This is a genomic window from Shewanella sp. SM73, assembly GCF_025653795.1.
Classification (GTDB): domain Bacteria; phylum Pseudomonadota; class Gammaproteobacteria; order Enterobacterales; family Shewanellaceae; genus Shewanella; species Shewanella oncorhynchi.
Genome location: NZ_JAKKRY010000006.1, coordinates 32,338 through 56,271, shown reverse-complemented (window position 1 = coordinate 56,271; position 23,934 = coordinate 32,338). Strand labels below are relative to the sequence as shown.

The following is a 23,934-nucleotide window of genomic DNA, read 5'->3' as shown; positions in this document are numbered from 1 at the left end:
CTAATTTATTAACCCCTTCCTATACTGATAACTGCAATCCCTTTCTTACGTTGATTTGCTAGGTTGAGAGCTTTATATGAGCGAAATTAAAAAATCAGAAATATTGACTGAGAGTGGCACAAATGAACTCGAAATTATTGAGTTTCATCTACATAAGACACTTCCCAATGGTGGCCATAAAGTGTGCCATTACGGTATTAATGTCGCCAAAGTGAGAGAAGTAATTAGGGTGCCAGAAACGTCAGATTATCCCAATGCCCAGCGGCACATGGTTGGGGTGTTCTCGCTGCGAGAAAAGTTGATCCCTTTGGTCGATCTTGCCGGTTGGCTTGGAATATCGACACCTGAGGATTTAACACACAAAGTGGTCATAGTGACTGATTTTAATAAGATGATTAATGGATTTTTAATCGATAGTGTTCGTAGCATCCATAGAGTGTCGTGGGAGCAAGTTGAATCGCCGAGTCAATTTTTAGAAGCGGGTGAAAATGATTGTGTCGTTGCCGTAGTGCGCCGTGATGGCATGCTCATTATGATATTGGATTTTGAGAAGATTATTGCCGATATCAATCCTGAACTGAGTATGGATAAGTACGATGTCACGCTCGATAGAAGTGTACTGATCAATGATAAAATGCTGGCGAAACGTGAAGCGAAAACGATTTTAATTGTCGATGATTCCGCTTTTATTCGTAAGATGATCGAAAATACCCTTCGCAGCGCAGGTTACAACATTATCACAGCCAAAGATGGTGGTGATGCCCTTGAAATGCTAATGGAATTTGAGAATCTTGCTGACCAAGATAATGCTTCGATCTCTGATTTTGTCAGCGCCATTATTACGGATGTTGAGATGCCTCGCATGGATGGCATGCATTTGGTGAAACGCTTAAGAGAATCCAAGGCGTATCGACAAATGCCAATTGTGATGTTTTCCTCTTTAATGAGTGAAGATAACCGCGCAAAGGCGATGGCATTAGGTGCTAACGATACCATTACTAAACCAGAAATTGGTCGTATGGTCGGTATGATAGATAAATACGTATTCGAAGAGTAATGCTATTTCACTTAGCGGCGATATTTGAATATGGGGTATTCGAGTCATCTCTATCAACGTCTTGAGTGATTCTTCAATGACAAACCATATCAAAGTAAAAAGCCATATTCACCGAGGCGAATATGGCTTTTTTGTAGGGTAAACGTTGTTTACTAGCGAATGATCATTTGATCGCGCTCTGGTCCAACAGAAACCATGCTAACGCGCACACCCATTAAGTCTTCAATACGTTCAACATATTGTTGTGCGGCGACTGGCAGGCTTTCGAAGGTGCGACAACCAGTAATATCTTCGCTCCAGCTTGGCATTTGCTCATACACTGGGCTTAACGCAGCAGTTTGTGGCCAAATTGGGTTCTCAGTGTGTTCACCAGCATAGGCAACACAGATTTTCAGATCTTTCATGCCAGAAAGACAATCAATCTTAGTCAGGGCAATTTCGGTTGCTGCTTGTAGCTCAACACCATTACGGGTGGCAACAGCATCAAAATATCCCATGTCACGTGGACGGCCGGTCGTTGCACCAAACTCGTTGGCATTTTCGCGGAAGGCGTCTTGCTCTTCCATTGCGGTCACTAACGTGCCTGTGCCGACTGATGAGCTAAAGGCTTTCGCGACAGCAATGACGCGCTCTGGACGCAGGGCTGGTAAACCGCTGCCGATACCCGCGTAAGCCGCAGTCACGTTTGAAGATGTGGTATAAGGATATTCGCCGTAGACTAAGTCGCGGCCAGCACCTAATTGCGCTTCAAACAGTAAGCTCGCATCTTGTTTTTGTAATGCTTTTAATGGCTCTGTCACGTTACAAATAAACGGACGCCAAGGTGCCGTCACTTCTAATAACCATGCGGTCATTTCGGCGGCGGTTTGATTAAAATCGCAACTTGGATAAAGTGCTTTTAACTGCGGTAATTTCCAGTCGAGCATAAATTGAATGCGCTCTTGCAGCACTTCAGGTTGGTTTAACCAGCCGACTAAAATGCCTTTTTTCATCACGCGATCGCCATAGGCTGGCGCAATCCCTTGACGGGTTGAACCATAGGCGAGGTCGCCAAGACGTTGTTCTTCTAAGGTATCTTCTAATGCATGTAGAGGTAAGCACAAGGTAGCACGGTCAGAAATGCATAATTTGACTTCAATGCCAGCCGCTTGCACTTCAGCAATTTCTACACTGAGTTTTTCAGGGCTGATCACCATGCCAGGGCCTAAAACTGCAACGCAGTTAGGGTTGAAAATGCCACTCGGTAATTGGTGTAATTTAAAGGTGCCATAGTCGTTGACGACGGTATGGCCAGCGTTGTTACCACCTTGAAAGCGAATACTGGCAGCGGCATCCGCGGCTAAATAATCTACGATGCGGCCTTTGCCTTCATCACCCCAATTTGCACCCACAACCACGATCGACGGCATAACAACATCTCCTCATTGATTAAGACGCTATGCTAGACCCGTCATTTGAATAAGAGAAATTAATTATGGTTATCATCCCAATAAGAATTTCATATATCATTGGCTATCATTAACTCTAATACTTTGCAAAAGGTGGCGTTATGCTCGATATCCATTGGTTAAAGACCTTCGTGACTTTGGCTGAATACAAGCATTTTGGGAAAGCGGCCACAGCGCTGCACATGACGCAGCCCAATGTTAGCTTGCATATTAAGCAGTTAGAGCAAAGCACTCGAGTCAAGCTGATTGACCGTAATCCCTTTCGATTAACGCAAGCGGGATTTCGCCTGTTAGAGAGCAGTCAGAAGACGTTAATGGAGCTACAAATTTGTCAGGCGGATCTCAATGCGATTAATGACCTTAGTCAAGGCACCTTGACCATTGCCGCCAGCGATATTATCTCGCGGTTATTATTGATCCAGCCGTTTCAGCTCTTTAAGGCGGAGTTTCCGGGAATAGATTTCTCACTGCTCAACACAACCTCATCACAAGCCTCTGAATTGGTGAAAAATGCCGAGGCAGATTTAGGGTTTGTGATTGCGCAGAAGGAAAGTCAGCCACTGCATTTTACTGAGCTACAACAGATTAAATGGTGTGCAATCGGAGATAATTTACTGCAATGGCAGCAGGCAAAACCCTCTGTGGATACGCCCTTAGCCGAGCAACCGACGTTGATTTTATTAGGACACGATACGCGAACCCGCGAATTGCTCGATCCCGCATTGCCGTCGCTGAACTTATCGAATTACAGAATAATGGAAGTCGGTAGTGTTGACGCGCAAATCGATTGGGCTGAGGCGGGATTTGGTGTGGCTATCGTACCGGAGTTTTCGGTTTACACTAAGGCGAATCTCACCACTAAAGTCACTCCTCTACCGCAATTCCCTACAACGAGTTTAGGTTATATTGTGCGCCAGAATCAGATCCTGTCGAAGGCTATTAAGCAACTGTTATATTGGGTGAATCAAGAGATCATTCGCTCGCAGCGGTAATCTATCATTCGCTTGTAGCGATAGTGGATTAGTCAGCGACTAAGAGCAGTTTGTCGTATTGGCCTGTGGCTTTTAGCTGTGATAAGCCAGCGTCGAGTTGGCTTGCTAAGGTTTGTGCTTGTGGATTTCCTTTCGAGAAGGCCAAAAAAATATCGCTGCTGTGGTTAGCAAATGCAGGAATAATCTCATCATCTACCCCCATTTTTTTCAGGTTTTCCTTCGCGACTAAGTCGAACATCAAGGCGGCATCTATGCGACCAATCAACAATAAATTGATGAGCTGTTGTTGGTTGGCGACGGTGACGATATTGAGCTGTTGCTGTTTAACTAATGCGGGAAACTCATCGCCATATTCATAGCTTTTAATCACGCCGATAACGGTGCCTTTAGGTAGCGCCCATTTATTGTCTGCCAGAATAGGTTTTTGTTTCTTTTGATAAAAAGAAGCCGTGGCGATAAATAATGGGGTGTTTCCAAAGATGAAGCGTTGCTCAGTACTGTTCTCGCGGGTGACGTTAAACACCCCATCAACTGCACCTTTTTCCGCCATCATTAAGGCACGGGAGTAGGGTACAACTAAGCTATTCACTTCAATATGCGACTGTTTAAATGCGGCTTGGATTAAACGATGGGAAATACCTTGACCAAACTGATTGGCGAAAGGTGGCCAACTGTCTTCTGCGGCTAAGGTTATGGCTTGAGGTTGCGATTCTGCTGGTATTGCATTACTTTCTTTAGCGAGTGCCATGTTGCAAATAATGGATACGAGCAATAAAACGATGCTAAGTATCAATGCTGACGGCAAATTTAATGCCTGCTGCATCCTGAGCCTCATTCTGTTCCCTGCGCGCATTTTGCTTCCATCTCCCCGCTTAATATATGGCTTTTATAGCATAAAGAATTATATCTAGACTAATGATTTGAATATTAATTACTGATAGTTAGTCCTTTTGTGACGTTAATAGGATATTTTAACAACCTCAGTTTACTGTGTGCGGGTCTATTATTTTTATGTATTGTGTTTAAGGGGAATTTTACGCTGGGCAACACATGAACTGGTTTAGCTTTCTTGCTAAGTAGAAGAAATTGAAATGGATAAGTTTCAATGTTGCCATCAAACGAATCGCTAAATTGTTTAGTGAGGTTCGTTTGATGGTGATGTGTGTTGATGTTAGCTGCGCTATTTGATCTTAGTGGCTTGCATCGTAAACCAAGTCTTATAGGGCTGATACTTGTCATAGCACCAATGGAATAGGGTGCTGTAGAAGAAGAAAAAGATCAAAAAAACCGCTTCTAAGCCCATGGCTGCCAACCAACCTATCTGTAGAAACCAGGCGATGGTCGGTATGCTAATGAAAATAAGTCCCCCTTCAAATCCAAAGGTATGCAGTATTCTGGTTTTCAAAGTGCGTTGCTCTCGATTTGCCCCAAATACCCTGTCGAATCCTAGGTTGTAGAAGTAGTTCCATACCACGGTATAAAGACTCAAAGCGATACCAACTATGACAAGTTCACTGGTTCCCTTGCCTGATATAAGGGCAGAAACGGGGATAATAATAGCGAGTGCAATCGCTTCAAAGAGTAAGGCGTTAAAGATACGTTCTGTCGTTTTCATGGCTATTTCCCATTCATTTAATGTGACTATGGCCATAATTTTATCTAGTATAGGGATAAGTTATAGTTAGATAGTATCGGTAAAAACGATATGTTTAGTCTCGAACAACTCGAAGCCTTTATTGAAACCGTAGAATCGGGTTCATTTTCGAATGCTGCAAGGCAACTTAAGAAAGCACAATCCGTGATTAGCCAGCATGTGATGAATCTTGAAATTGACTGTGGGGTTGAGTTATTTGACCGTTCGGGTCGTTATCCGGTATTAACGGCCGAAGGTAGTAAATTACTGCCCTACGCAAGAGCGACGATTCTTCAACATCGTAGGCTCAAACATACCGCCTTATCGCTCTTCAGTAGTCAATCTTCAGAAGTGTGCCTTGCGATGGATGAAGGCATTCCGATACAGAGAATATCTGAAATTATTCGGTTGTTAGAAGGTGATTTCCCTAATATCGAACTTGAGTTTCTCAGTGCCTCAAGCATAGATATTATCGACATGGTGCATTCGGGAAGAGCATCTACAGGATTGATTTTTAGTGAATTATCTATGCCAAGTAGTATAGATTTTGAGAGTATTGGGGTGATTCAATTCGATCTTTATGTGGCGAGTTCGCATCCCTTAGCAAAATCAGTTGCACCGAATATGGACTCATTGCGACTGTATCGACAATTACTTATCCGCTCACGGAATACTAAAACCAGTAGTTTTCAGCAGGCGTTCAGTCCTGATGTTTGGTATGCCGATAACTATTACGTGTTATTGGAGCTCGCATTACAGGGCCATGGTTGGTGTCTATTGCCCGAGCATATGGCGTCCAATTTAGTTTCATCGGGTAACTTAACTCGCGTCCCCATAGAATTTGAGCAGATAGGCTGGCATGCAAACGTCGATGTGATCCAGCATCAAGATAAAAGCAGCCTGCCATTATTGAAACGACTCAGACAACTGTTTAGAGAACTCTTGGTTGGACAGAAATAAATGGTTGGACAGAAATAAAGCAAAGCATAAATAAAACCCCAGTTAAGTGAGTACTCTACTGGGGTTTAGTTTTTGTGGATCAGGATTGGTGAATCAGGATTAATCATTACGCGGAAAGTTAGCCAGCACTAGTTCGGCGACTTGGCGCAGTTCATTCGGGCAAATCCCACTGGTCGCTTGTACGGCCATGCCTTGCAATACTGTGCCGACATAACGGGCAAGCAGTAATGGCTCGGCATCTGCGGGCAAATCTCCTTCATCTTTGGCGCGTTGCAGTCGTTCGCACAGAGCGATTTCACCGTCGCGGCGACGATTAATCAAAGTGTCTTTAATCGCTTGCCCTGCTTCACTGCAGGTTAATGCCCCTTGAACAATCAAACATCCCTGCGGATGGCTTTTATCCACAAAAGAGCTCGCGGCCCCGAGCAGCATCGACTCGACCACCAGATAGGCGGTTTTCTGCTCAAGTGCGGGATAGAAAAACGCACAGGGGCGCTGTTCATACAATTCTATCGCTTTGAGAAATAACTGTTCTTTATTACCGAAAGCGGCATAAAGGCTAGGTTTATTAATGCCCATAGCTTGGGTGAGATCGGTTAACGATGTACCTTCAAAACCTTTGCGCCAGAAGACTTCTAAGGCTTTTGCTAATGCATCGTCAGTGTCAAAAGCTCGTGGGCGACCAACACAGGGCGTCTGGGTGACGGTTGACATCATTAGGCTCCTCAATTCTCAATTGCCCCTAGGATAGACATGGGTTTAGTCCCTGTCCAGCCACACTTGCCACCGATGACGGACTTAGGGGGATATGTCTACTTAGTCATTCAAGTTGTCACCTAAGTTCAGCATGTTATCTGCGTTAGTCAGTATTTGCTTCAATATTCATCAAAATGCTTTGCCGTTCAAACTCGTAGCCTTTTGCCTCTGGACGCATTGTATGCCTAGGGTAAGTGCACACTTTTAATTAAATACCGTTCGGTACATAAATTTGTTGACAGCATCATTTTACGCTATATATTACCGTCCAGTACAGAATATTTTTTACCAGTCGGTATTTAATTGGTTTGGTTTGTAACACAGCTGCATGTGTGTGGTTCGAACAGCGTGAAATGCCCGCCACTTTGAGGATAGTAATATGATGAGTAACAAACCTTTACGAATAATGATGTTAACGGCAGTGGCTGCTTTCGTCCTTTCAGCTTGTGGTGAGCAAACAGCGCAGCAGGGACCTGCACCGAGTGCGCCTAAGGTGGATGTCGCTCAGGTATTACATGAGCGAGTCACCGAATGGGATGAGTTTACCGGTCGTTTACAGGCGCCAGAAAGTGTCACCCTTATCCCGCGGGTGTCGGGCTATATAGACTCCGTAAATTTTAAAGAAGGCGCCTTAGTGAAAAAAGGCGAGGTGTTATTTCGCATCGATCCAAGCGTGTTTGAAGTGGAAGTGGCCCGGTTAAAAGCAGATCTTGCTAGCGCACTCTCTGCAGAGCAACTGGCCACTAATGATTTTGAACGGGCACATAAATTATTTGACCAAAAGGCGGTCTCGGCCGAATTACTCGATACCCGTGAGTCGAATAAACGTCAGACTGCAGCCGCAGTCGCTTCGGTGAAAGCAGCACTCATGCGCGCCGAGCTTGATTTAGCTTATACCCAAGTACAAGCGCCGATTGATGGCCGAGTATCCTACGCCAACGTCACTGCGGGTAACTATGTCACCGCAGGGCAGAGTGTGCTGACCAGCTTAGTCTCTACCGCCAGCATGTATGCCTATTTTGATGTGGACGAGCAAACCTACCTTAAATACGTGAAGTTAACCGCGCAGAACAAACGTAACGATCCCCGTGCTGGCGATAATCCTGTTTACATGGCTTTAGCCAATGAGCGCGATTATCACCATATTGGCATGGTCGACTTTGTGGATAATGCGATGGATAAGCAGACGGGTACTATTCGAGTGCGTGCGACTTTTAACAATGAAGACAATAACCTATTGCCAGGCTTGTTTGCGCGTCTTCGTACTGCGGGCAGTGGCGCCTATGAGGGGATCTTGATCGACGATAAAGCCGTTGGCACAGATCTCAATAATAAGTTTGTGCTGGTCGTCGGTCATGATGGCACGGTCGAATATCGCGGCGTGACCTTAGGCGAAAAAGTCCAAGGACTGCGTATCGTGACCCAAGGCTTGATGGCCGAAGACAAGATCGTCGTCAATGGTATGCAACGCGTACGCCCTAAGATGCAAATTGAGCCAAACATAGTGGACATGGTCGACAGCGACAAGCTCGAGGCGCTACGCCAAGCCCAGTTAATACTCGATAAAAATCAAGATCATTTGACGGCGCAAGCGGTCGAAACGGCGAGCCGCGGTTAAGGAATAACACACTATGTTGTCGCAATTTTTCATTAAAAGACCGATATTTGCAGCCGTACTGTCATTGCTGTTTCTTATCACGGGGGCGATTGCCGTTTGGCAGTTGCCTATTACCGAATATCCAGAGGTAGTGCCGCCAACGGTAGTGGTCACTGCTAATTATCCTGGCGCAAATCCTAAAGTGATTGCCGAAACCGTGGCTTCACCGCTGGAGCAGGAGATCAACGGCGTTGAAGACATGTTGTATATGTCATCGCAGGCGACGTCCGATGGACGCATGACCTTGACTATCACCTTTGCGATTGGCACAGATGTGGATAAGGCACAAACCCAAGTGCAGAGCCGAGTGGATCGCGCTATGCCCCGTCTGCCGCAGGAAGTGCAACGTCTTGGTATTGTTACTGAAAAATCATCGCCAGACTTGACCATGGTGGTGCATTTGTTATCGCCGGATAACCGTTACGACATGTTGTATCTGTCTAACTATGCGGCGCTAAACGTCAAAGACGAGTTAGCGCGGATTAACGGTGTCGGCGCTGTACGTTTGTTTGGCGCCGGCGAATACAGCCTGCGGATTTGGCTCGACCCGAATAAAGTCTCGGCGCTGGGTTTATCGCCAGCGGACATTATTGCCGCCGTACGTGAGCAAAACCAACAGGCAGCAGCGGGCAGTTTAGGCGCGCAGCCCAGTGGTAGTGCTGACTTTCAACTTTTGATTAACGTGAAAGGCCGTTTAACTGAACTGTCTGAATTTGAAGATATCATCATCAAAGTTGGTCAGAATGCTGAGGTGATCCGCCTAAAAGATGTTGCCCGCATCGAGTTGGGTGCAACGAGTTATGCGCTGCGCTCTTTACTCGATAATAAGGATGCGGTGGCTATTCCTGTATTCCAAGCATCGGGTTCTAACGCGATTCAGATTTCCGACGATGTGCGCGCCAAAATGGCTGAGCTGTCTAAAGGATTCCCTGAAGGACTCGAATATGAAATCGTTTACGACCCAACAGTGTTCGTGCGTGGCTCGATTGAAGCTGTGGTAAAAACCCTGCTCGAAGCCGTGTTACTGGTGGTGTTGGTGGTGGTGCTATTCCTGCAAACTTGGCGCGCATCGATTATTCCGCTGGTGGCCGTGCCTGTGTCTTTGGTCGGTACCTTTGCCTTTATGCATTTGCTCGGTTTCTCGTTAAATGCCTTGTCGCTATTCGGGCTGGTGCTCGCCATCGGGATTGTGGTTGACGATGCCATCGTCGTGGTCGAAAACGTCGAGCGTAATATTGCCGCAGGATTAAGCCCTGTTGCGGCAACACAAAAGGCGATGAAGGAAGTGACTGGCCCGATTGTGGCAACCACCTTAGTGCTGGCGGCGGTGTTTATTCCAACGGCCTTTATGAGCGGTTTAACCGGGCAGTTCTATAAACAGTTTGCCTTGACTATTACTATCTCGACCTTTATCTCGGCGATTAACTCACTCACTTTGAGTCCGGCATTATCGGCGCTGTTACTCAAGAGCCATGATGCACCTAAGGACGGCTTAACGCGTCTAATGGATAAGTTGTTTGGTGCTTGGTTATTTGTGCCTTTTAATCGTTTATTTAACCGTGCATCCGATGGTTATGGCTGGTTAGTGCGTAAGGTGATCCGTTTTGGCGGCATTATCGGCCTAGTGTATTTAGGCATGGTGGCGTTAACGGGAGTGCAATTTGCCAATACACCAACGGGTTATGTGCCCGGCCAAGATAAACAGTATTTAGTGGCCTTTGCCCAGTTGCCCGATGCGGCATCCCTTGAACGTACGGATAGTGTGATCAAGAAGATGTCTGAGATTGCACTAAATCACCCCGGAGTAGCGCACTCGATTGCCTTTCCTGGCCTTAGCATCAACGGTTTTACCAATAGTCCTAACTCAGGCGTGGTGTTTGTTGCGCTCGATGATTTTGACTCGCGTACCAGTCCTGAACTGTCGGCGAATGCCATTGCAGGACAATTGAATCAGCAATTTGCTGCTATTCAAGACGCGTTTATTGCCATCTTCCCGCCGCCACCTGTGCAAGGCCTCGGTACCATAGGAGGGTTCCGTCTGCAAATTCAAGACAGAGCCAACCTTGGTTATGAGGCCTTGTATCAGGTGACCCAACAAGTGATGTACAAGGCGTGGGCCGATCCTCAGTTAGCTGGCGTTTTCTCTAGCTATCAAGTGAACGTGCCACAACTTGAACTGGATATCGATCGGACTAAAGCGAAACAGCAGGCAGTGTCGCTCGATCAAATTTTCCAGACATTACAAACCTATATGGGCTCGACCTATGTCAACGACTTCAATCGTTTCGGTCGAACCTATCAGGTGAAGATGCAAGCCGATGAGGCGTTCCGTCAAAGTCCGCAGCAGATAAGTCAGCTAAAGGTGCCGAATCTGAATGGTGACATGATCCCGCTAGGGTCGTTCATCAACGTCAGCCAAAGCTCAGGCCCAGACAGAGTGATGCACTATAACGGCTTTACGACCGCTGAAATCAACGGTGGCCCAGCAGCTGGTGTGAGTACTGGCCAAGCGCAGGCAGCGATTGAGAAAATCCTCGCCGAAACGCTGCCAAATGGTATGACCTACGAATGGACTGAGTTAACTTATCAGCAAATCTTAGCAGGCAATACGGGCTTGTTAGTCTTCCCGCTGGTGATCTTGCTGGTGTTCATGGTGCTCGCTGCTCAGTATGAGAGCTTAAGCTTGCCATTGGCGATTATCTTAATCATTCCAATGACCTTGCTCTCAGCCCTCAGTGGAGTGTTAATTTACGGTGGTGACAACAATATCTTCACCCAAATTGGCCTCATAGTGCTGGTAGGACTTGCGACTAAGAACGCTATCTTGATTGTCGAGTTTGCAAAGGAGAAACAAGACCATGGTATGGCACCTATGGAGGCGATATTAGAGGCAGCAAGATTACGTTTACGTCCTATCTTGATGACATCTATCGCCTTTATCATGGGAGTGGTGCCTATGGTGTTCTCCACTGGCGCGGGCGCCGAGATGCGCCAAGCCATGGGCGTGGCAGTATTCGCCGGTATGATAGGGGTGACAGTTTTTGGTCTTATCCTAACGCCGCTGTTTTACTATGCCTTAGCAAAGAGAGGCGGTAAAAAAGCCGATGAGTATAAAGAGATAACCGTCGGTTAAGCTTGTTTTCTAGTTGAAAAATACATGAAAGGTCTACATTGAGTAGGCCTTTTTTGTTTATTCACGGCGAGAGCGATTAGATTTGACTATCTTTAGCTGGGGTTAATTAACATTAGGTCAATTGATGTTTAGTGATGGTATTGCTCGCCAGATTAAAACTAAAACCAGAAATGAGGAATATCGTTGGTATTTTCTGGATCATCAATAAGAAACAATGAATAACTATTACCGGACCATTCTGTTAGCTTATAACTTATTGCCACTTGAGCGCGTCATTATCACAGTATGATTAGAATGGTTACTGTTTTACGACTTTTCTATATAATTTGATGATTATTCAATACATTAGTAATGTACAATGCTAGATGAATCTAGATCGTTTTTTTACGCAGAACTCAGCTAAGGTACTTGTTGGCCTTGCATCACTATGCCCGAGGTAACGGATGATCCTATATCGCGTTTTATATGCGTTAGTACTTTGCGTTTTGCTCTATTTCACGCCTCAAGTCATGGCTGCTGAACTCAATATTAATGTAGTAGATCTGCAACAACAGGCCATTGCCGATACTGTCGTGGAGCTGATCCCTGCAGTGATGCCCGATAATTCGATACCTGTCGAACATTATGAAATGTCGCAAAAAAATCGAACCTTTATCCCCTTTGTACTAGCGGTGCCTAAAGGTGCAAAGGTGGATTTTCCCAACTTAGATCGTACTCGCCACCATGTGTATTCTTTTTCAGAAGCTAAACCTTTCGAACTTAAATTGTATGTGGGTCAGGCCGAAGCGCCGATTCAGTTCGATAAACCCGGCTTAGTTGCACTTGGCTGTAATATTCACGATTATATGCAGGCATTTATCTATGTGGCAGATAGCCCTATTGTCGCTGTGACGGACGAAAAAGGTGAGATCCAGTTTAAGGGACTTATCGCCGGTCAATATAAAGTTAAGCGCTGGCATCCATGGCAGAAGGCGGCATCAGAGCCAACGGATTTACTGATAGTTAATGGCCCTAATCAACTCAGCCTACCCTTAGACATTGAGCGTCAAGCTAAACCGTCGGCTCCGCCGTCGGGATTTGGTCACTACGATTCTGAAGGTAAGCCATTACATGCTAAATAGTTTTCGCGCTCGGCTGATTTTAGTTTTCTTTATTGTGCTGACGTTAGTGCAATTTGCCACGGCATTTTCCGTGTTGACAGCGACCGAAAAAGATAACTTTTTACAGCAACAGAAAAGTCTCGATATTGGCGCGAATGTGTTTCTCGAAGTGTTATCGAATCGCGGTATTCAGCTCAGTCAAAGTTTGTCCGTACTCAGTGCCGATTTTGGTTTTAAGCGCGCGATTGCAACTGGTGAGCAAGAAACCATTGAGTCAGTGTTATCTAATCACGGCTCTCGTATTGGTGCCGACGCCGCTGTATTGCTATCACCTAAAGGGGAGCTCTTGACCTCGAGTTTGCCCGGACTCACTCAGGATGATATTCAATCCTTATTTAATATGACCACCAGCAATCATAATGCGTTAGCTATCCTTAATTTTGATCATGCTAGCTATCAGTTTGTGCTGCAGCCGGTGAAGGCGCCGACCTTAATCGCTTGGGTTGGCATGGGGTTTCTATTAGATGAGAAGGTCGCCCAACAAGCTAAAGCCATTACGGGCATCGATGTGAGTTTTGTCAATCAGGCAACGGGCCGCACTGAAATCGCTTCAACCTTATCAGATAATGAAAAGTTAAGCGTAATTGAGCAGGCGAGCTTATTGCCTAGCTTGCTGAAAATGCCTAGTGAAAGTATTCCCGTAGATCATCTGTCTATGGGCATCAAACTTTATGATCACAACGGCAGCCAATTAGCGCTACTACATCAATCAAACCTTAAGTGGCAGCAAAGTTATCAGCAACTACGCAATAATATGCTGCTGATTTTTGCTTTGACCTTAGCACTGGCGATTGCGATTGCGATTTGGTTGTCGGGCAGTTTGACTGAACCTGTGCATCAACTAGTGAATTATGCCCGTAAAATCGGTCAAGGTAAGCAGCCTGCCAATATTCAAGGTGCGCCAGCAGAGCTGAGGGTGTTGGCCAAGAGTTTGTCCTTAATGCGCGATGATATTGAAGCGCGGGAAAAGGATTTAGTCTACCAATCTCGCCACGATAGCTTGACAGGTTTACTCAATCGTTTTGCGGCAAAACAGCATTTGGCGGATCTTAACGATAAATTATCCGGTGCTATGGTGTTGTTAGATATTAAACATTTCCGCCATATCAACGATATTATTGGTTTTGCCAACGCCGATACTTTGTTACTGCTTTTTGCTCGTCGCCTAGAGCAATTAGCACCGACACCGGATTTATTGGCGCGATTAGACGGTGACTCATTTTTACTCCTTTACAGTCAAGGGATCCGCCCCGAGCACTTGCTGAAATCATTGGATATGCTGGAGTCACCCTTTCCAATCCAAGGCTCAAATATTTCTCTTACCGTGCGTGCGGGATTACTTGAAATCGATGGTAATGGTGCTGATATCGATGTGTTAGTGCGCCGCGCCGAAATTGCTCTCAATCAAGCCTGTCTCGAAGAGCAACGCATTGTCAGTTATCGTCAAGGCGCCGATGAAAAGTATCAGCGTGAGCTGACGATTATCCGTGATTTGCCTATAGGTTTAGCGCAAAACCAACTGTATTTAGTGTTCCAACCTAAAGTGGATTTACGCCTAAACCAGTGCACTGGCGCCGAGGCATTGATCCGCTGGCAACATCCTACGCTTGGGTTTATTCCGCCCGATGAATTTATTCAACTGGCTGAAAACTCTGGCAACATTGATATCGTCAGCCAATGGGTGTTGAAGCAGGCGATTAAACAATTAGTCGCATGGCAGCAGCGAGGTATGCAGCTAAAACTGGCCATTAACCTGTCGGCCCATGATTTAGTCGATACCCGCTTGCCGAATCAAATCGCCATTTTACTAAAAGATAATAATCTGCCAAGCGGTGCACTCTGTATCGAAGTCACTGAAGGCGCCGTGATGAAAGATGCACAGACAGTGGTGAGTGTATTACAGCGATTCCGTGACATGGGCGTGTCTGTTGCCATTGATGATTTTGGCACAGGTCATTCATCATTAGCCTATTTGAAAATTTTACCTGTTAATGAAGTGAAAATTGATCGCAGCTTTATCAAAGACATGCTCACTGATAGCCAAGATGTGATGATAGTCGATACGAGTATTAAATTGATCCATGGCTTAGGTTTTACCGTAGTAGCCGAAGGCGTTGAAGAACAAGAGGGGGTTGATATATTGCGCAATCTCGATTGCGATATCATTCAAGGTTATGTGTTTTCGAAACCCTTAAAAGCGGCTGAATTTGATCTGTGGTTCGAGGCGTTTAACCATCCAAATACTTCTGATGCATAAGCGCATTTACTCAAGTCAATATGCAAAGACGCTAGACTAACGATTCATCGTCGAAAGAATTAGAACGGAGCATCAAGTGAACATTTCCATAAATGTATTGAAGTTGAATTCATTAACTTGGACTTATGTTAAGGCTTTGTTTTGCCTATTTTTACTATTGGGCACTGTTCCTACGTTTGCTGAAGGTAGCCGTGTGGTCGCGACTGGCGGCGGGACGATGATTGAAGGCAGTGCTGGCGGTGGCATAGTGCCATGGGCCGTGATCAACGGTTATGGTAGTAGCGGTGAATGGTCGGCAACGGCGATGGCGACGGGTGTCTATGTCGATGATTTTACGCTGAAAGTGATCGGTGCTTCTTTGAGTTTTGATAATCGATTCGAGCTGAGCGTTGCGCGGCAAACCTTTGATTTAGATACTATGGGCGGCGAGTTAGGCCAAGATATCTTCGGCGTAAAATACAAGCTTGCCGGAGAGCTGCTTTATACGGCTATGCCGCAAATTACCTTAGGTGCCCAGTATAAAAGAGTCGATGACTTTGCGATTCCTCAGGCGGTTGGGGCGCGGGATGATTGGGGTTTAGATGTGTATGTTGCTGCCAGCAAAGTATTTTTTGATGCGGTAGCGGGACGAAATGTATTACTTAATGGGACCGTGCGCGCGACCAAGGCGAATCAAACGGGTTTATTGGGTTTTGGTACTCAAGCTAATCATGATTACCAGTTTGTGCTCGAAGCCTCTGCCGCGGTATTGCTGACGGATAATGTGGCACTGGGTATCGAATATCGCCAGAAACCCGATGAGTTAGCTTTTGCCCGTGAGGATGATTGGCAAGATGTGTTTTTAGCGTGGTTTATCAATAAGCATCTTTCCGTGGTTACGGCCTATGCGAATTTGGGCAGCATTGCGGGGTTTGAAGAGCAACGGGGTTGGTACCTATCGGTGGAGGGGGCGTTATGAGGCGTTTACGGGTGAAGCTATTACCTTTCGTCGTAGTATTTTTTTTCACTGGCTGTGCGGTGCCAACGACCGAAACCTCAGCATCACAAACTCACTCGAGTCATCAAACCGCAAGCCATCAAACCTTATACCAAGATTTAGGTGGTAACGCAGGCGTATCGGCGATAGTCGATGGTTTGCTGGCACGTATTGCCACAGATCCACGCATAGTACATCACTTTCAAGAGACAGATATTGCGTTATTTCGTGAGCGTGCCATTGAACATTTCTGTCTGGTTGCCGATGGCGGCTGCGTGTATCACGGCGAAAGTATGCAGCACAGTCATAGAGGATTGAATATTACTCAAGCGGATTTTGATGCCTTAGTCGGTCATTTGATTGAATCGATGAAAGAGCAACATATTCCGCTATCTACCCGTAATGCCTTTCTAAAACGTCTCGCCCCTATGTATACGGACATTACCTATCAGTGACTTGCTTCATCTTTAAAGTAGAAGCTCTACATAGTGTCTCGACATTGTGGGGCGAAAGAGTGAATGAGTCAGATACGGTTAGCGTGATGGATAGCCGCATTCTGTCTTGTGACTAGAGCAATAACGCCTCATCTATGGGATGAAATTGAGAGGCTGCATCCCTTAAGGATTTAGCCGTCAGGGTAGGGACGCCATACACTTGGGTTTCAACGCCATGCTTTTGATGAATTTTTTGCAGCAATAAATCGAAATCGCCATCACCAGACAATAAGATCACTGTATCCACTTCACTCGCCGCTTCCATAATATCTATCGTGATTCCCACGTCCCAATCGCCTTTGGCTGAGCCATCGCTGCGCTGAATAAACGGTTTTAACTTCACCTCAAAACCTATGTGCTTTAGTGCGTCTTGAAATTTCAATTGCCCATCGTCGCCCTTATGGATGGCATAAGCCACGGCCAACGTTATATCACCTTCATAACCTAAGTGCTGCCACAGTTTACGATAATTAAATTGGCGACCATAGGCTTCGCGGCAGGTGTAATAGATGTTTTGTACATCGACAAATAAAGCGATTTTTTTCAAGGCGTTTTCCAGCGGCTAGGGGAGTAAGGGCACTATAGCATATCGAGGCAATGGGGTTTTCAAGGATGTTAGGGTGTTGGGTTCAGCCGTCGAGATGGTGAACCCAAAGCGTATGTTAGTTTCTATGGTATTTTTGATATTCGCCCGGTGACATGCCGCTGAGTTTTTTAAAGTAACGCCCCATATGACTTTGATTGGCAAAGCCATTATTGAGTGCGATATCGGTCAATGATTGCGCTGAATGGCTCAAGCTTTGTTTGACCTTTTCAATGCGCACTTGCAGCAAATACTCCTGCGGCGTCATCGCAAATTGGCATTTAAACATGCGACAAAAATGGTACTCGCTAAGTTGGGCAAGCTCGGCCAACTCAGACAAGTAAATTTGCCGATGGGAATGGCAATGAATAAACTCTTTGATCGCTTTGGCCACTTTAGGTGCGAGTCCCCCCTTAATTGGCCCCACCGACAAATTAAAGCCTGAGCTTTGCAGCAAAGTCACCAGCACAGTGTCGGTTACCTGTTCCATCATCAGATGGTGATCACTCGTCTGCCAATCGAGCCCGGCAACTTGATGTCGAAACAGCGCCTCTAATCTCGGATTATCGACAAAGGTCAACTCAGGTAAACGCACTTGGCGTGGATCTTTATCAAAGACTCGCACCGCCAATTTTTTAAGATGTTCATCGCTAAAATACAAATGCATAAACTGCTGCGGTTGCCCCAGTTGCCAATGGCTTTGGCAGCCTTGGGGCATAAGACAAAACTTACTGGGCGCGCCATAGTCGGCCTTGATATCGGTTCTGTGGGTTTCGTAGCCGCCATCCAGATACATGCTCAGCGTATGTTGTGCATCGTTTTGGTAATACAGACGCTCGCTCGCATTTTGATAATGAGCCCAAGATAAATCCTCCGTAATCGCTTGTTTACGAATACAGGTTTTGGCGGATTTATCAAAACTGATGTATTTGGGCTCCATGGGTTCCTAGTGATCTCACTGGCTAAGCATTTTGTCTTTCCAAATTATCGCACTTATGGGCGTGGCTCAACGTCCGCTCGCGATTAAAACCGCAATATCGTGTTATGGCCAACAAGATGGTGACATAAGGACGAAAGCCATCGCTGTATAGTTTGCCTCATTAAGCATTTTATGAAGGTGTAGGGGACTCATTATGGCTGCTGTGATGTATTTGCTGATGATTTTTGTGTGGGGTTTTTCGTGGATTGCCATTAAGTGGCAGCACGGTGAGGTGGCGACGGAAGTCTCGATTTTCTATCGGTTTGCGATTGCGAGTCTCTTGATGTTCGCCATTGGCTTTGCCTTTAACAAGCTGCAAGCGGTAAAGCTTAGGCAGCATCCTTGGTTTGCGCTACAAGGCGTATGTCTATTTTGTTTGAACTTTATCGCGTTTTATACCGCAACCCATTATATTGCGAGCGGTTTAACGGCAGTAATTATGGCCACTGCCCCCATTTTTAATGCGATACATGGCCGCATTTTTTACGGTACGCCCACCAGTCGTAATTTTTGGTTAGGCGTCGGTGTCGGTCTGGGGGGCATTAGCTTACTCTTTGGTGCTGACTTGCTCGCGACTCAGTGGTCACAAAATTTAGTGTGGGGCTTATTGTTTTCGCTGCTAGGTACGTGGTTTTTCTCGATTGGTAACATGATCAGTATGCGCAACTCGCGCGATAATGTGTCGCCCTTTACTTCAACAGCGTATGCCATGTGCTATGGCAGTGCGGCGTTACTGCTCATCATCTGGTTTAAAGATTTAAGCTTTAGTTTACCGCTGACAACCAGCTATCTTGGCAGCTTGTTTTACTTAGCCGTTATCGCCTCTGTGATTGGCTTTACCGCTTATTTGATCTTGGTTGAGCGAATTGGCGCTAATGCCGCTGCGTATCTGTTGGTGATAACCCCTGTGGTGGCGTTAAGTGTATCGAGTGTGTTTGAGGATTATCAGTGGACTTGGTATTCAAGCGTGGGACTCTTGCTGGTCGCGCTCGGAAACATGTTAACGCGCCGTCAAAAACCGCTTGTTTGGTTTAAGTCTTCTGCCACGCCAGCGGTGAAAGCTTAACGTCGCAGCTAGCGTCATGAAAGTGCATATGAGACAAGGCTCGATTCGACGATTGTAAGTCAGTCGAGCCAGTACTTATTTGAAATATTGTGCCGGTGTGGTGCCAGTATATTGCTTAAAAAAGCTGATAAAGGCACTGTCGCTGGAAAATTGTAAATTAAAGCCCACCTGCGCCACCGAGATTCCCGTTGCTAATTGTTCTATGGCCGCGAGTAAGCGCCATTGCTGGCGCCAGGCTTGATAAGCCATGCCCGTCTGCGCGCTAAAAATGCGGCTAATTGTGCGTTCACTGGCACCGATTTCTACTGCCATATCCTTAAGATTGGCTGGCGGTTTTTGATCTTGCTGTAGTTGCGCTAGCCAGGTTGTTAAACGTTTATCCTGTGGGAGGGGTAAAGCCAGATTTTCTTCCGTGGCATTGCCCAATTCTTCGCAGAGCAGCAAAAAGGCATTGTATTGAGTGCTTCTTGGTTTGTCCCAAGGCCAAAACGACATAGTGTCGATTAAGGCTTTGAGTAGCGGATTTACATGGAAAATAGTGACTTTATCGGGCAATAAAGTGACGGTTTCTGGTTCAAAGTAGAGTGAGCGATAGGCAACCACATTACGCATGGTGACGCTGTGCTTAACGCCAGCTGGCAACCAAGCCGCACGCGTTGGCGGTAACACCATTTGAGTATCGGCTAGGGTGAATCTCATCACGCCTGTGGGGGCGTACAGCAGTTGCGCCTTCCTGTGGTGATGCATTCCCGAGTCGTGTTCGCCCATATCGGCGGCAATGCCAATAACCAGATTATCCAGCAGATCTGGATTAAATAGTTGTTCGGGTTGAATAAAGGCCATCTTGTCCTATTTTTGATGTTTTTTGTCTAAGTGTTGTTAGTTGTCACATTTGGATTTTATCTATACTGCGCCATCTTTGACAAGTATGGAGTGACATTTCGGTAAACCAACTCATTTGTTGGAGTGCTGAAATGGATTAAAAATCATGAATATAAAACCCCCTTTAGGGCTTGCTGTGCTGCTAATGATGTTTCCGCAAATTATGGAAACCATCTATAGCCCAGCGTTGCCTAATATTGCAGAACACTTTGCAGTGTCGATTGCTGGCGCATCGCAAACCTTATCTGTGTACTTTATTGCCTTTGCTATCGGCGTATTTTGCTGGGGCCGTTTAGCCGACATTATTGGTCGCCGCAAAGCTATGCTCGCGGGATTAGTATGTTATGCCATTGGCTCAACGTTAGCCTTGATGGTGAGCGATTTTAGCCTGTTGTTGCTGGCCCGTGTATTGTCGGCTTTTGGCGCGGCAGTGGGTTCTGTGATTACCCAAACTATGATGCGTGACAGTTATAGTGGTGAAGAATTAGCCAAAGTCTTTTCTGTGATGGGAATGTCACTTGGGATAAGCCCTGTCATCGGATTGCTATTGGGTAGCGTTCTCAGTGCTTATTGGGGATATCAAGGTGTGTTTGCCACACTCATGGTCTCTGCAATTGTGCTGCTGTTTTTGTCGGTAAAAACCTTACCCGAAACGAAACCCGTACATACCCAGAAAATCGCGATAGGCGAGTTAGCGATTAAGATGCTTACCGACAGCGAGATTATTAAGAGCAGCTTGTTGGTGGCGGCGTTTAACCTAATGTGGTTTAGCTACTTTTCACTGGCGCCATTTATGTTTGAGGCGCAAGGCTTATCGACACTCGCGTTTGGTACTAGTGGCTTACTGTTAGGCTTTGGTGCTTTCCTTGGTAGTTATGTTAATAAAATAATGCTGGGTCGAGGCCACACCAGCGCACAACTCGTTCGCTTAGCCAGTGCTATTGCACTTGTCGGTGGGCTGGGTATTTGGCTGATCCAATCGACCTTTATAGGGCTGGATAATGTTTACTTTTTAGCCCCTATGCTATTGATTGTGATGGCTTACGGTATCGTAATTCCGAACATACTCAGCTCGGCTCTGGCAAACTACCGCACCTATGCGGGCTCTGCTGGCGCACTCTTCGGACTATTTTATTATATTCTGTTGGGGCTAGGTTTAGGCGGCGCGGGAATCATCCACCATTTAGGTATTGTGATTACGTTAAGTGCACTGCTTTGCGTTGGCTTAGGTTTACTTTTAGGCTTAGCCAATAAAGCAAAAAACGCTTAAAACGCAAATGAAAAAGCCAAGATAGTAAGTACCTTGGCTTTTTTTATGTAATTTCTACATTTTGTGTAGACGTGAAAGCTAGGCTTTAGATGCGAGTTCCTGCTGTTTTGCTGTCTCTTGGGCTGCAGTTGAAATCAATCGAGGCATGGCAGGAAGTAAAGTTAACTTCATCATTGAGTAGATCACAGTCTATTCATAAGCCGAGTGTAATGAAGGGTGACGGTTACGCATCTATTCTTCCGCTAAATCCCATCATCTCAAAGTTTCTATTGAATATTGTTACTACTGATCAGTACGAAAAATGAGCATCTGAACAAAGGGAATCAATGTCTTTTCAAACAAACACTTTCCATTAGTGTTTTCTTAAGTAATTGTCATTCCATCATTTTAGATGTACTCAAAGTCACTTTCTGATTTTACGATATGCGATTGTAGCGTTTTTATATCGACGACAGCCTAAGTGAGTTCTTGTCCTCACAAATCATATGTGGTTCTATCACACTAAATGTTATCTCTATGTTATTCGTTGTATGGGGAGATACGGATGCGTCGACTTTTTTCAGAAGATAGTGAAGTCTTATTATTCAAAAGTTTAAATTATATACCTATCCCAGTTCTATTATCTGAGGCCTTGGACGTTGAAGGACGTCGCCCTAGCACTCATAGGGTGCATAGATTTATGAATCATGCATTTATTGAGCAATTGGGCTATACCATGTCGGACATCCCCGATATTGAATCTTGGTTTCATACTGTTTACCCCGACCCAATCCTTCGAGACAAAGCGATGCTCGAGTGGGATAGTGCTGTATATGAAAGTGAAAAACAGGGACTGAGCACCGCAGGTTTTCAAACTTACCTTCGCTGTGGCAATGGTGAATATCGTTGGTTTTTAATCACAGCTCAAATTACCACAGAAAATCAATCAAACTTAAACATAGTCACTATGAGAGATGTCCATCAGTTGCAGTTACTGATTGAGGATAACAAGCGACAGTCTAATACCGATTTACTGACGGGACTTGCCAATCGTCGTCAAGTGGAACTGCACCTCGCTTTAGCCATAGAACACAGTGCCGATGCACAAGGTTCACTCTGTTTAGTGATGTGTGATATCGATTTTTTTAAGAGTATCAATGATAACTTTGGTCATTTGTGTGGTGATGATGTGCTTAAATTAGTAGCGGATCAGCTTAAGCGCTATGCTCCCTCAGCTTCCTGTGTCGCACGTTGGGGAGGGGAAGAGTTTCTGATCATGCTGGAAAACACTGAACTTGAAGTCGCTATAGAGCTTGCCGAGAAGCTGCGTTGTGATATTGAATCCACGGATTACCAATCCTATGGCCAGCATTTGCATTTGACCATGAGTTTTGGGTGTGTCGGGCATCAAGTTGCTGAAAGCTTGCATAGTCTATTATTTCGGGTTGATAGCGTTTTATATAAAGCTAAAAATGATGGCCGTAACCGTGTTGTTTTTGATTGAATTCTGAATAAATTCAAACGTTAAATTATATTTTATCTATCATCTTTTAGCCCCAATTAGGTTTGGGATGTGATGACTGATCTTTGTCTGGAATTTGAGCGGAGAAGGTTAATGACAGCACGCAATACCAGTGAGGTAATTCTCTTTAAAAGCTTAGATTTCATTCCTATTCCAATCCTGCTTTCAGAATCACGCATGAATGAGATGTCTGGCCGTATACAGCGGATCCATCGTTTTGTTAATCATGCCTTTATCGAACAGATTGGTTACACATTAGTCGATATTCCCGATATGGATGCCTGGTTTAATACTGTGTATCCAGATCCTTTAGTGCGCCAAGCTATGGTTGAAGGATGGGCAAAAATTGTTGAAAACAGTATCAATGCAGGAATCGATACGGCTGAAATGCAGGCTCGCATTCTTTGTCGTAACGGTGAGTACCGTTGGTTTTTGATCACGGCACAAATTACCACGGAGAATCAATCGGACTTGAATATAGTAACGATGAGAGATATCCATGATTTACAATTGCTTATTGATGAAAATCAAACTTTGTCTAATACCGATGTGTTAACTGGACTCGCTAATCGCCGTAAAGCGGAAGCAGTGTTGGAGAATGCCTTAAGTACCGCAAATGGCTCTGACCTTTGCTTATTAATGTGCGATGTCGATTATTTCAAAGCCATTAATGACACGTTTGGTCATTTATGTGGGGATGATATCTTAGTACAAGTCGCAAGGTTACTTGAAGGGCTACAGCAATCCGCTGCTTGTATTACACGTTGGGGAGGTGAAGAATTCTTGATTGTTTTACAAGGTTACTCCTTAGATGAAACATATCAAATTGCAGAGCAATTACGTTTAGATTTAGCGTCGACGGATTTTTTATATCAAGATAAACAACTGAATTTGACTATGAGTTTTGGCTGTATCCGTGTTCAAGATAATGAGAGTCTGCGCAGCGCACTTTTCCGGGTAGACAGTGCGTTGTATAGCGCTAAATCCGCTGGCCGAAATTGTGTTGTGATTGGATAGATAAATTCCCAATATCCTATGTAGGGCAAGGAAACTTGATTAAGACGCCAATAAAAAAGCCAAGACACTGAGTGTCTTGGCTTTTTGTTCTGTGATCTTCTGCAGTTATTATT

General features: G+C 45.3%; 20 protein-coding genes. 13 read left to right on the top strand and 7 right to left on the bottom strand.

The window, feature by feature from the left end:
- Window positions 1–76 precede the first annotated feature (76 nt).
- Window positions 77–1,057, top strand: a complete 981-nt coding sequence (locus L5M51_RS10540) for a chemotaxis protein (protein WP_028761419.1) — start codon at window positions 77–79, stop codon at window positions 1,055–1,057.
- A 152-nt stretch (window positions 1,058–1,209) separates the two neighbouring features.
- Here the strand turns inward: L5M51_RS10540 and L5M51_RS10535 are convergent, their stop codons facing one another.
- Complete coding sequence (locus L5M51_RS10535) at window positions 1,210–2,466, bottom strand: adenylosuccinate synthase (RefSeq protein ID WP_028761418.1); 1,257 nt, start codon at window positions 2,464–2,466, stop codon at window positions 1,210–1,212.
- 140 nt (window positions 2,467–2,606) lie between these two features.
- Here L5M51_RS10535 and L5M51_RS10530 point away from each other — a divergent pair, with 140 nt between their 5' ends.
- Window positions 2,607–3,497, top strand: coding sequence for a LysR family transcriptional regulator (locus L5M51_RS10530; protein WP_263172623.1), 891 nt, complete (start codon window positions 2,607–2,609; stop codon window positions 3,495–3,497).
- Window positions 3,498–3,525: 28 nt separating this feature from the next.
- Here L5M51_RS10530 and L5M51_RS10525 read toward each other — a convergent pair whose 3' ends face one another.
- Window positions 3,526–4,350 carry a substrate-binding periplasmic protein gene (locus L5M51_RS10525; protein WP_263172622.1) on the bottom strand — a complete coding sequence of 275 codons (825 nt, stop codon included), beginning with the start codon at window positions 4,348–4,350 and terminating at the stop codon, window positions 3,526–3,528.
- Between the two features lie 327 nt (window positions 4,351–4,677).
- Complete coding sequence (locus L5M51_RS10520; protein WP_012089847.1) at window positions 4,678–5,112, bottom strand: PACE efflux transporter; 435 nt, start codon at window positions 5,110–5,112, stop codon at window positions 4,678–4,680.
- A gap of 90 nt (window positions 5,113–5,202) precedes the next feature.
- Here L5M51_RS10520 and L5M51_RS10515 point away from each other — a divergent pair, with 90 nt between their 5' ends.
- Window positions 5,203–6,090: a LysR family transcriptional regulator gene (locus L5M51_RS10515; RefSeq protein ID WP_131523268.1), complete on the top strand. Its 888-nt coding sequence runs from the start codon at window positions 5,203–5,205 to the stop codon at window positions 6,088–6,090.
- A 99-nt stretch (window positions 6,091–6,189) separates the two neighbouring features.
- On the opposite strand, the gene L5M51_RS10510 is transcribed toward L5M51_RS10515, so the two are convergent.
- Entirely contained in the window at window positions 6,190–6,807 is a 618-nt protein-coding gene (locus L5M51_RS10510; RefSeq protein WP_263172620.1) for a TetR/AcrR family transcriptional regulator, read from the bottom strand.
- Window positions 6,808–7,225: 418 nt separating this feature from the next.
- Here L5M51_RS10510 and L5M51_RS10505 point away from each other — a divergent pair, with 418 nt between their 5' ends.
- The 6 genes from L5M51_RS10505 to L5M51_RS10480 all read left to right on the top strand — a co-directional run bounded on the left by L5M51_RS10505 (window position 7,226) and on the right by L5M51_RS10480 (window position 16,484).
- Window positions 7,226–8,464, top strand: a complete 1,239-nt coding sequence (locus tag L5M51_RS10505; protein WP_263172619.1) for an efflux RND transporter periplasmic adaptor subunit — start codon at window positions 7,226–7,228, stop codon at window positions 8,462–8,464.
- A 13-nt stretch (window positions 8,465–8,477) separates the two neighbouring features.
- Complete coding sequence (locus L5M51_RS10500; protein ID WP_263172617.1) at window positions 8,478–11,636, top strand: efflux RND transporter permease subunit; 3,159 nt, start codon at window positions 8,478–8,480, stop codon at window positions 11,634–11,636.
- 443 nt (window positions 11,637–12,079) lie between these two features.
- Window positions 12,080–12,757, top strand: coding sequence for a methylamine utilization protein (locus L5M51_RS10495; protein WP_263172615.1), 678 nt, complete (start codon window positions 12,080–12,082; stop codon window positions 12,755–12,757).
- Window positions 12,747–15,053 (top strand): GGDEF domain-containing phosphodiesterase, encoded by a 2,307-nt coding sequence (locus L5M51_RS10490; protein WP_263172614.1) that lies wholly within the window; start codon window positions 12,747–12,749, stop codon window positions 15,051–15,053. The genes L5M51_RS10495 and L5M51_RS10490 overlap by 11 nt, the downstream gene beginning before the upstream one ends.
- A 76-nt stretch (window positions 15,054–15,129) precedes the next feature.
- Window positions 15,130–16,011 carry a DUF3034 family protein gene (locus L5M51_RS10485; protein WP_263172613.1) on the top strand — a complete coding sequence of 294 codons (882 nt, stop codon included), beginning with the start codon at window positions 15,130–15,132 and terminating at the stop codon, window positions 16,009–16,011.
- Window positions 16,008–16,484, top strand: a complete 477-nt coding sequence (locus L5M51_RS10480) for a group I truncated hemoglobin (RefSeq protein ID WP_263172611.1) — start codon at window positions 16,008–16,010, stop codon at window positions 16,482–16,484. The genes L5M51_RS10485 and L5M51_RS10480 overlap by 4 nt, the downstream gene beginning before the upstream one ends.
- 112 nt (window positions 16,485–16,596) lie before the next feature.
- On the opposite strand, the gene L5M51_RS10475 is transcribed toward L5M51_RS10480, so the two are convergent.
- Both L5M51_RS10475 and L5M51_RS10470 read right to left on the bottom strand, forming a co-directional pair.
- The gene (locus tag L5M51_RS10475) at window positions 16,597–17,070 is read right to left on the bottom strand and encodes an NYN domain-containing protein (RefSeq protein ID WP_263146961.1); all 474 of its coding nucleotides are present in this window, start codon (window positions 17,068–17,070) and stop codon (window positions 16,597–16,599) included.
- 115 nt (window positions 17,071–17,185) lie between these two features.
- Window positions 17,186–18,046, bottom strand: coding sequence for an AraC family transcriptional regulator (locus L5M51_RS10470; RefSeq protein WP_263172608.1), 861 nt, complete (start codon window positions 18,044–18,046; stop codon window positions 17,186–17,188).
- Window positions 18,047–18,239: 193 nt separating this feature from the next.
- Between L5M51_RS10470 and L5M51_RS10465 the strand changes: the two genes are divergently transcribed.
- Entirely contained in the window at window positions 18,240–19,151 is a 912-nt protein-coding gene (locus tag L5M51_RS10465) for a DMT family transporter (protein ID WP_219254132.1), read from the top strand.
- Between the two features lie 75 nt (window positions 19,152–19,226).
- Here the strand turns inward: L5M51_RS10465 and L5M51_RS10460 are convergent, their stop codons facing one another.
- The gene (locus L5M51_RS10460) at window positions 19,227–19,994 is read right to left on the bottom strand and encodes an AraC family transcriptional regulator (protein ID WP_219254130.1); all 768 of its coding nucleotides are present in this window, start codon (window positions 19,992–19,994) and stop codon (window positions 19,227–19,229) included.
- Window positions 19,995–20,139: 145 nt separating this feature from the next.
- Here L5M51_RS10460 and L5M51_RS10455 point away from each other — a divergent pair, with 145 nt between their 5' ends.
- The 3 genes from L5M51_RS10455 (at window position 20,140) to L5M51_RS10445 (ending at window position 23,821) form a co-directional block, all read left to right on the top strand.
- Window positions 20,140–21,303 (top strand): multidrug effflux MFS transporter, encoded by a 1,164-nt coding sequence (locus L5M51_RS10455; RefSeq protein WP_263172605.1) that lies wholly within the window; start codon window positions 20,140–20,142, stop codon window positions 21,301–21,303.
- Window positions 21,304–21,982: 679 nt separating this feature from the next.
- Window positions 21,983–22,786 carry a sensor domain-containing diguanylate cyclase gene (locus tag L5M51_RS10450; protein ID WP_263172603.1) on the top strand — a complete coding sequence of 268 codons (804 nt, stop codon included), beginning with the start codon at window positions 21,983–21,985 and terminating at the stop codon, window positions 22,784–22,786.
- A 111-nt stretch (window positions 22,787–22,897) separates the two neighbouring features.
- The gene (locus L5M51_RS10445; protein ID WP_263172601.1) at window positions 22,898–23,821 is read left to right on the top strand and encodes a sensor domain-containing diguanylate cyclase; all 924 of its coding nucleotides are present in this window, start codon (window positions 22,898–22,900) and stop codon (window positions 23,819–23,821) included.
- Window positions 23,822–23,934: the final 113 nt, after the last annotated feature.

What these genes read in the sequence shown, in the direction of transcription:
- L5M51_RS10540 (WP_028761419.1), top strand. Translation starts at nt 77, where the DNA reads ATGAGCGAAATTAAAAAATCAGAAATATTGACTGAGAGTGGCACAAAT.
- L5M51_RS10535 (WP_028761418.1), bottom strand. Translation starts at nt 2,466, where the DNA reads ATGCCGTCGATCGTGGTTGTGGGTGCAAATTGGGGTGATGAAGGCAAA.
- L5M51_RS10530 (WP_263172623.1), top strand. Translation starts at nt 2,607, where the DNA reads ATGCTCGATATCCATTGGTTAAAGACCTTCGTGACTTTGGCTGAATAC.
- L5M51_RS10525 (WP_263172622.1), bottom strand. Translation starts at nt 4,350, where the DNA reads ATGCGCGCAGGGAACAGAATGAGGCTCAGGATGCAGCAGGCATTAAAT.
- L5M51_RS10520 (WP_012089847.1), bottom strand. Translation starts at nt 5,112, where the DNA reads ATGAAAACGACAGAACGTATCTTTAACGCCTTACTCTTTGAAGCGATT.
- L5M51_RS10515 (WP_131523268.1), top strand. Translation starts at nt 5,203, where the DNA reads ATGTTTAGTCTCGAACAACTCGAAGCCTTTATTGAAACCGTAGAATCG.
- L5M51_RS10510 (WP_263172620.1), bottom strand. Translation starts at nt 6,807, where the DNA reads ATGATGTCAACCGTCACCCAGACGCCCTGTGTTGGTCGCCCACGAGCT.
- L5M51_RS10505 (WP_263172619.1), top strand. Translation starts at nt 7,226, where the DNA reads ATGATGAGTAACAAACCTTTACGAATAATGATGTTAACGGCAGTGGCT.
- L5M51_RS10500 (WP_263172617.1), top strand. Translation starts at nt 8,478, where the DNA reads ATGTTGTCGCAATTTTTCATTAAAAGACCGATATTTGCAGCCGTACTG.
- L5M51_RS10495 (WP_263172615.1), top strand. Translation starts at nt 12,080, where the DNA reads ATGATCCTATATCGCGTTTTATATGCGTTAGTACTTTGCGTTTTGCTC.
- L5M51_RS10490 (WP_263172614.1), top strand. Translation starts at nt 12,747, where the DNA reads ATGCTAAATAGTTTTCGCGCTCGGCTGATTTTAGTTTTCTTTATTGTG.
- L5M51_RS10480 (WP_263172611.1), top strand. Translation starts at nt 16,008, where the DNA reads ATGAGGCGTTTACGGGTGAAGCTATTACCTTTCGTCGTAGTATTTTTT.
- L5M51_RS10470 (WP_263172608.1), bottom strand. Translation starts at nt 18,046, where the DNA reads ATGGAGCCCAAATACATCAGTTTTGATAAATCCGCCAAAACCTGTATT.
- L5M51_RS10465 (WP_219254132.1), top strand. Translation starts at nt 18,240, where the DNA reads ATGGCTGCTGTGATGTATTTGCTGATGATTTTTGTGTGGGGTTTTTCG.
- L5M51_RS10460 (WP_219254130.1), bottom strand. Translation starts at nt 19,994, where the DNA reads ATGGCCTTTATTCAACCCGAACAACTATTTAATCCAGATCTGCTGGAT.
- L5M51_RS10455 (WP_263172605.1), top strand. Translation starts at nt 20,140, where the DNA reads ATGAATATAAAACCCCCTTTAGGGCTTGCTGTGCTGCTAATGATGTTT.
- L5M51_RS10450 (WP_263172603.1), top strand. Translation starts at nt 21,983, where the DNA reads ATGAATCATGCATTTATTGAGCAATTGGGCTATACCATGTCGGACATC.
- L5M51_RS10445 (WP_263172601.1), top strand. Translation starts at nt 22,898, where the DNA reads ATGACAGCACGCAATACCAGTGAGGTAATTCTCTTTAAAAGCTTAGAT.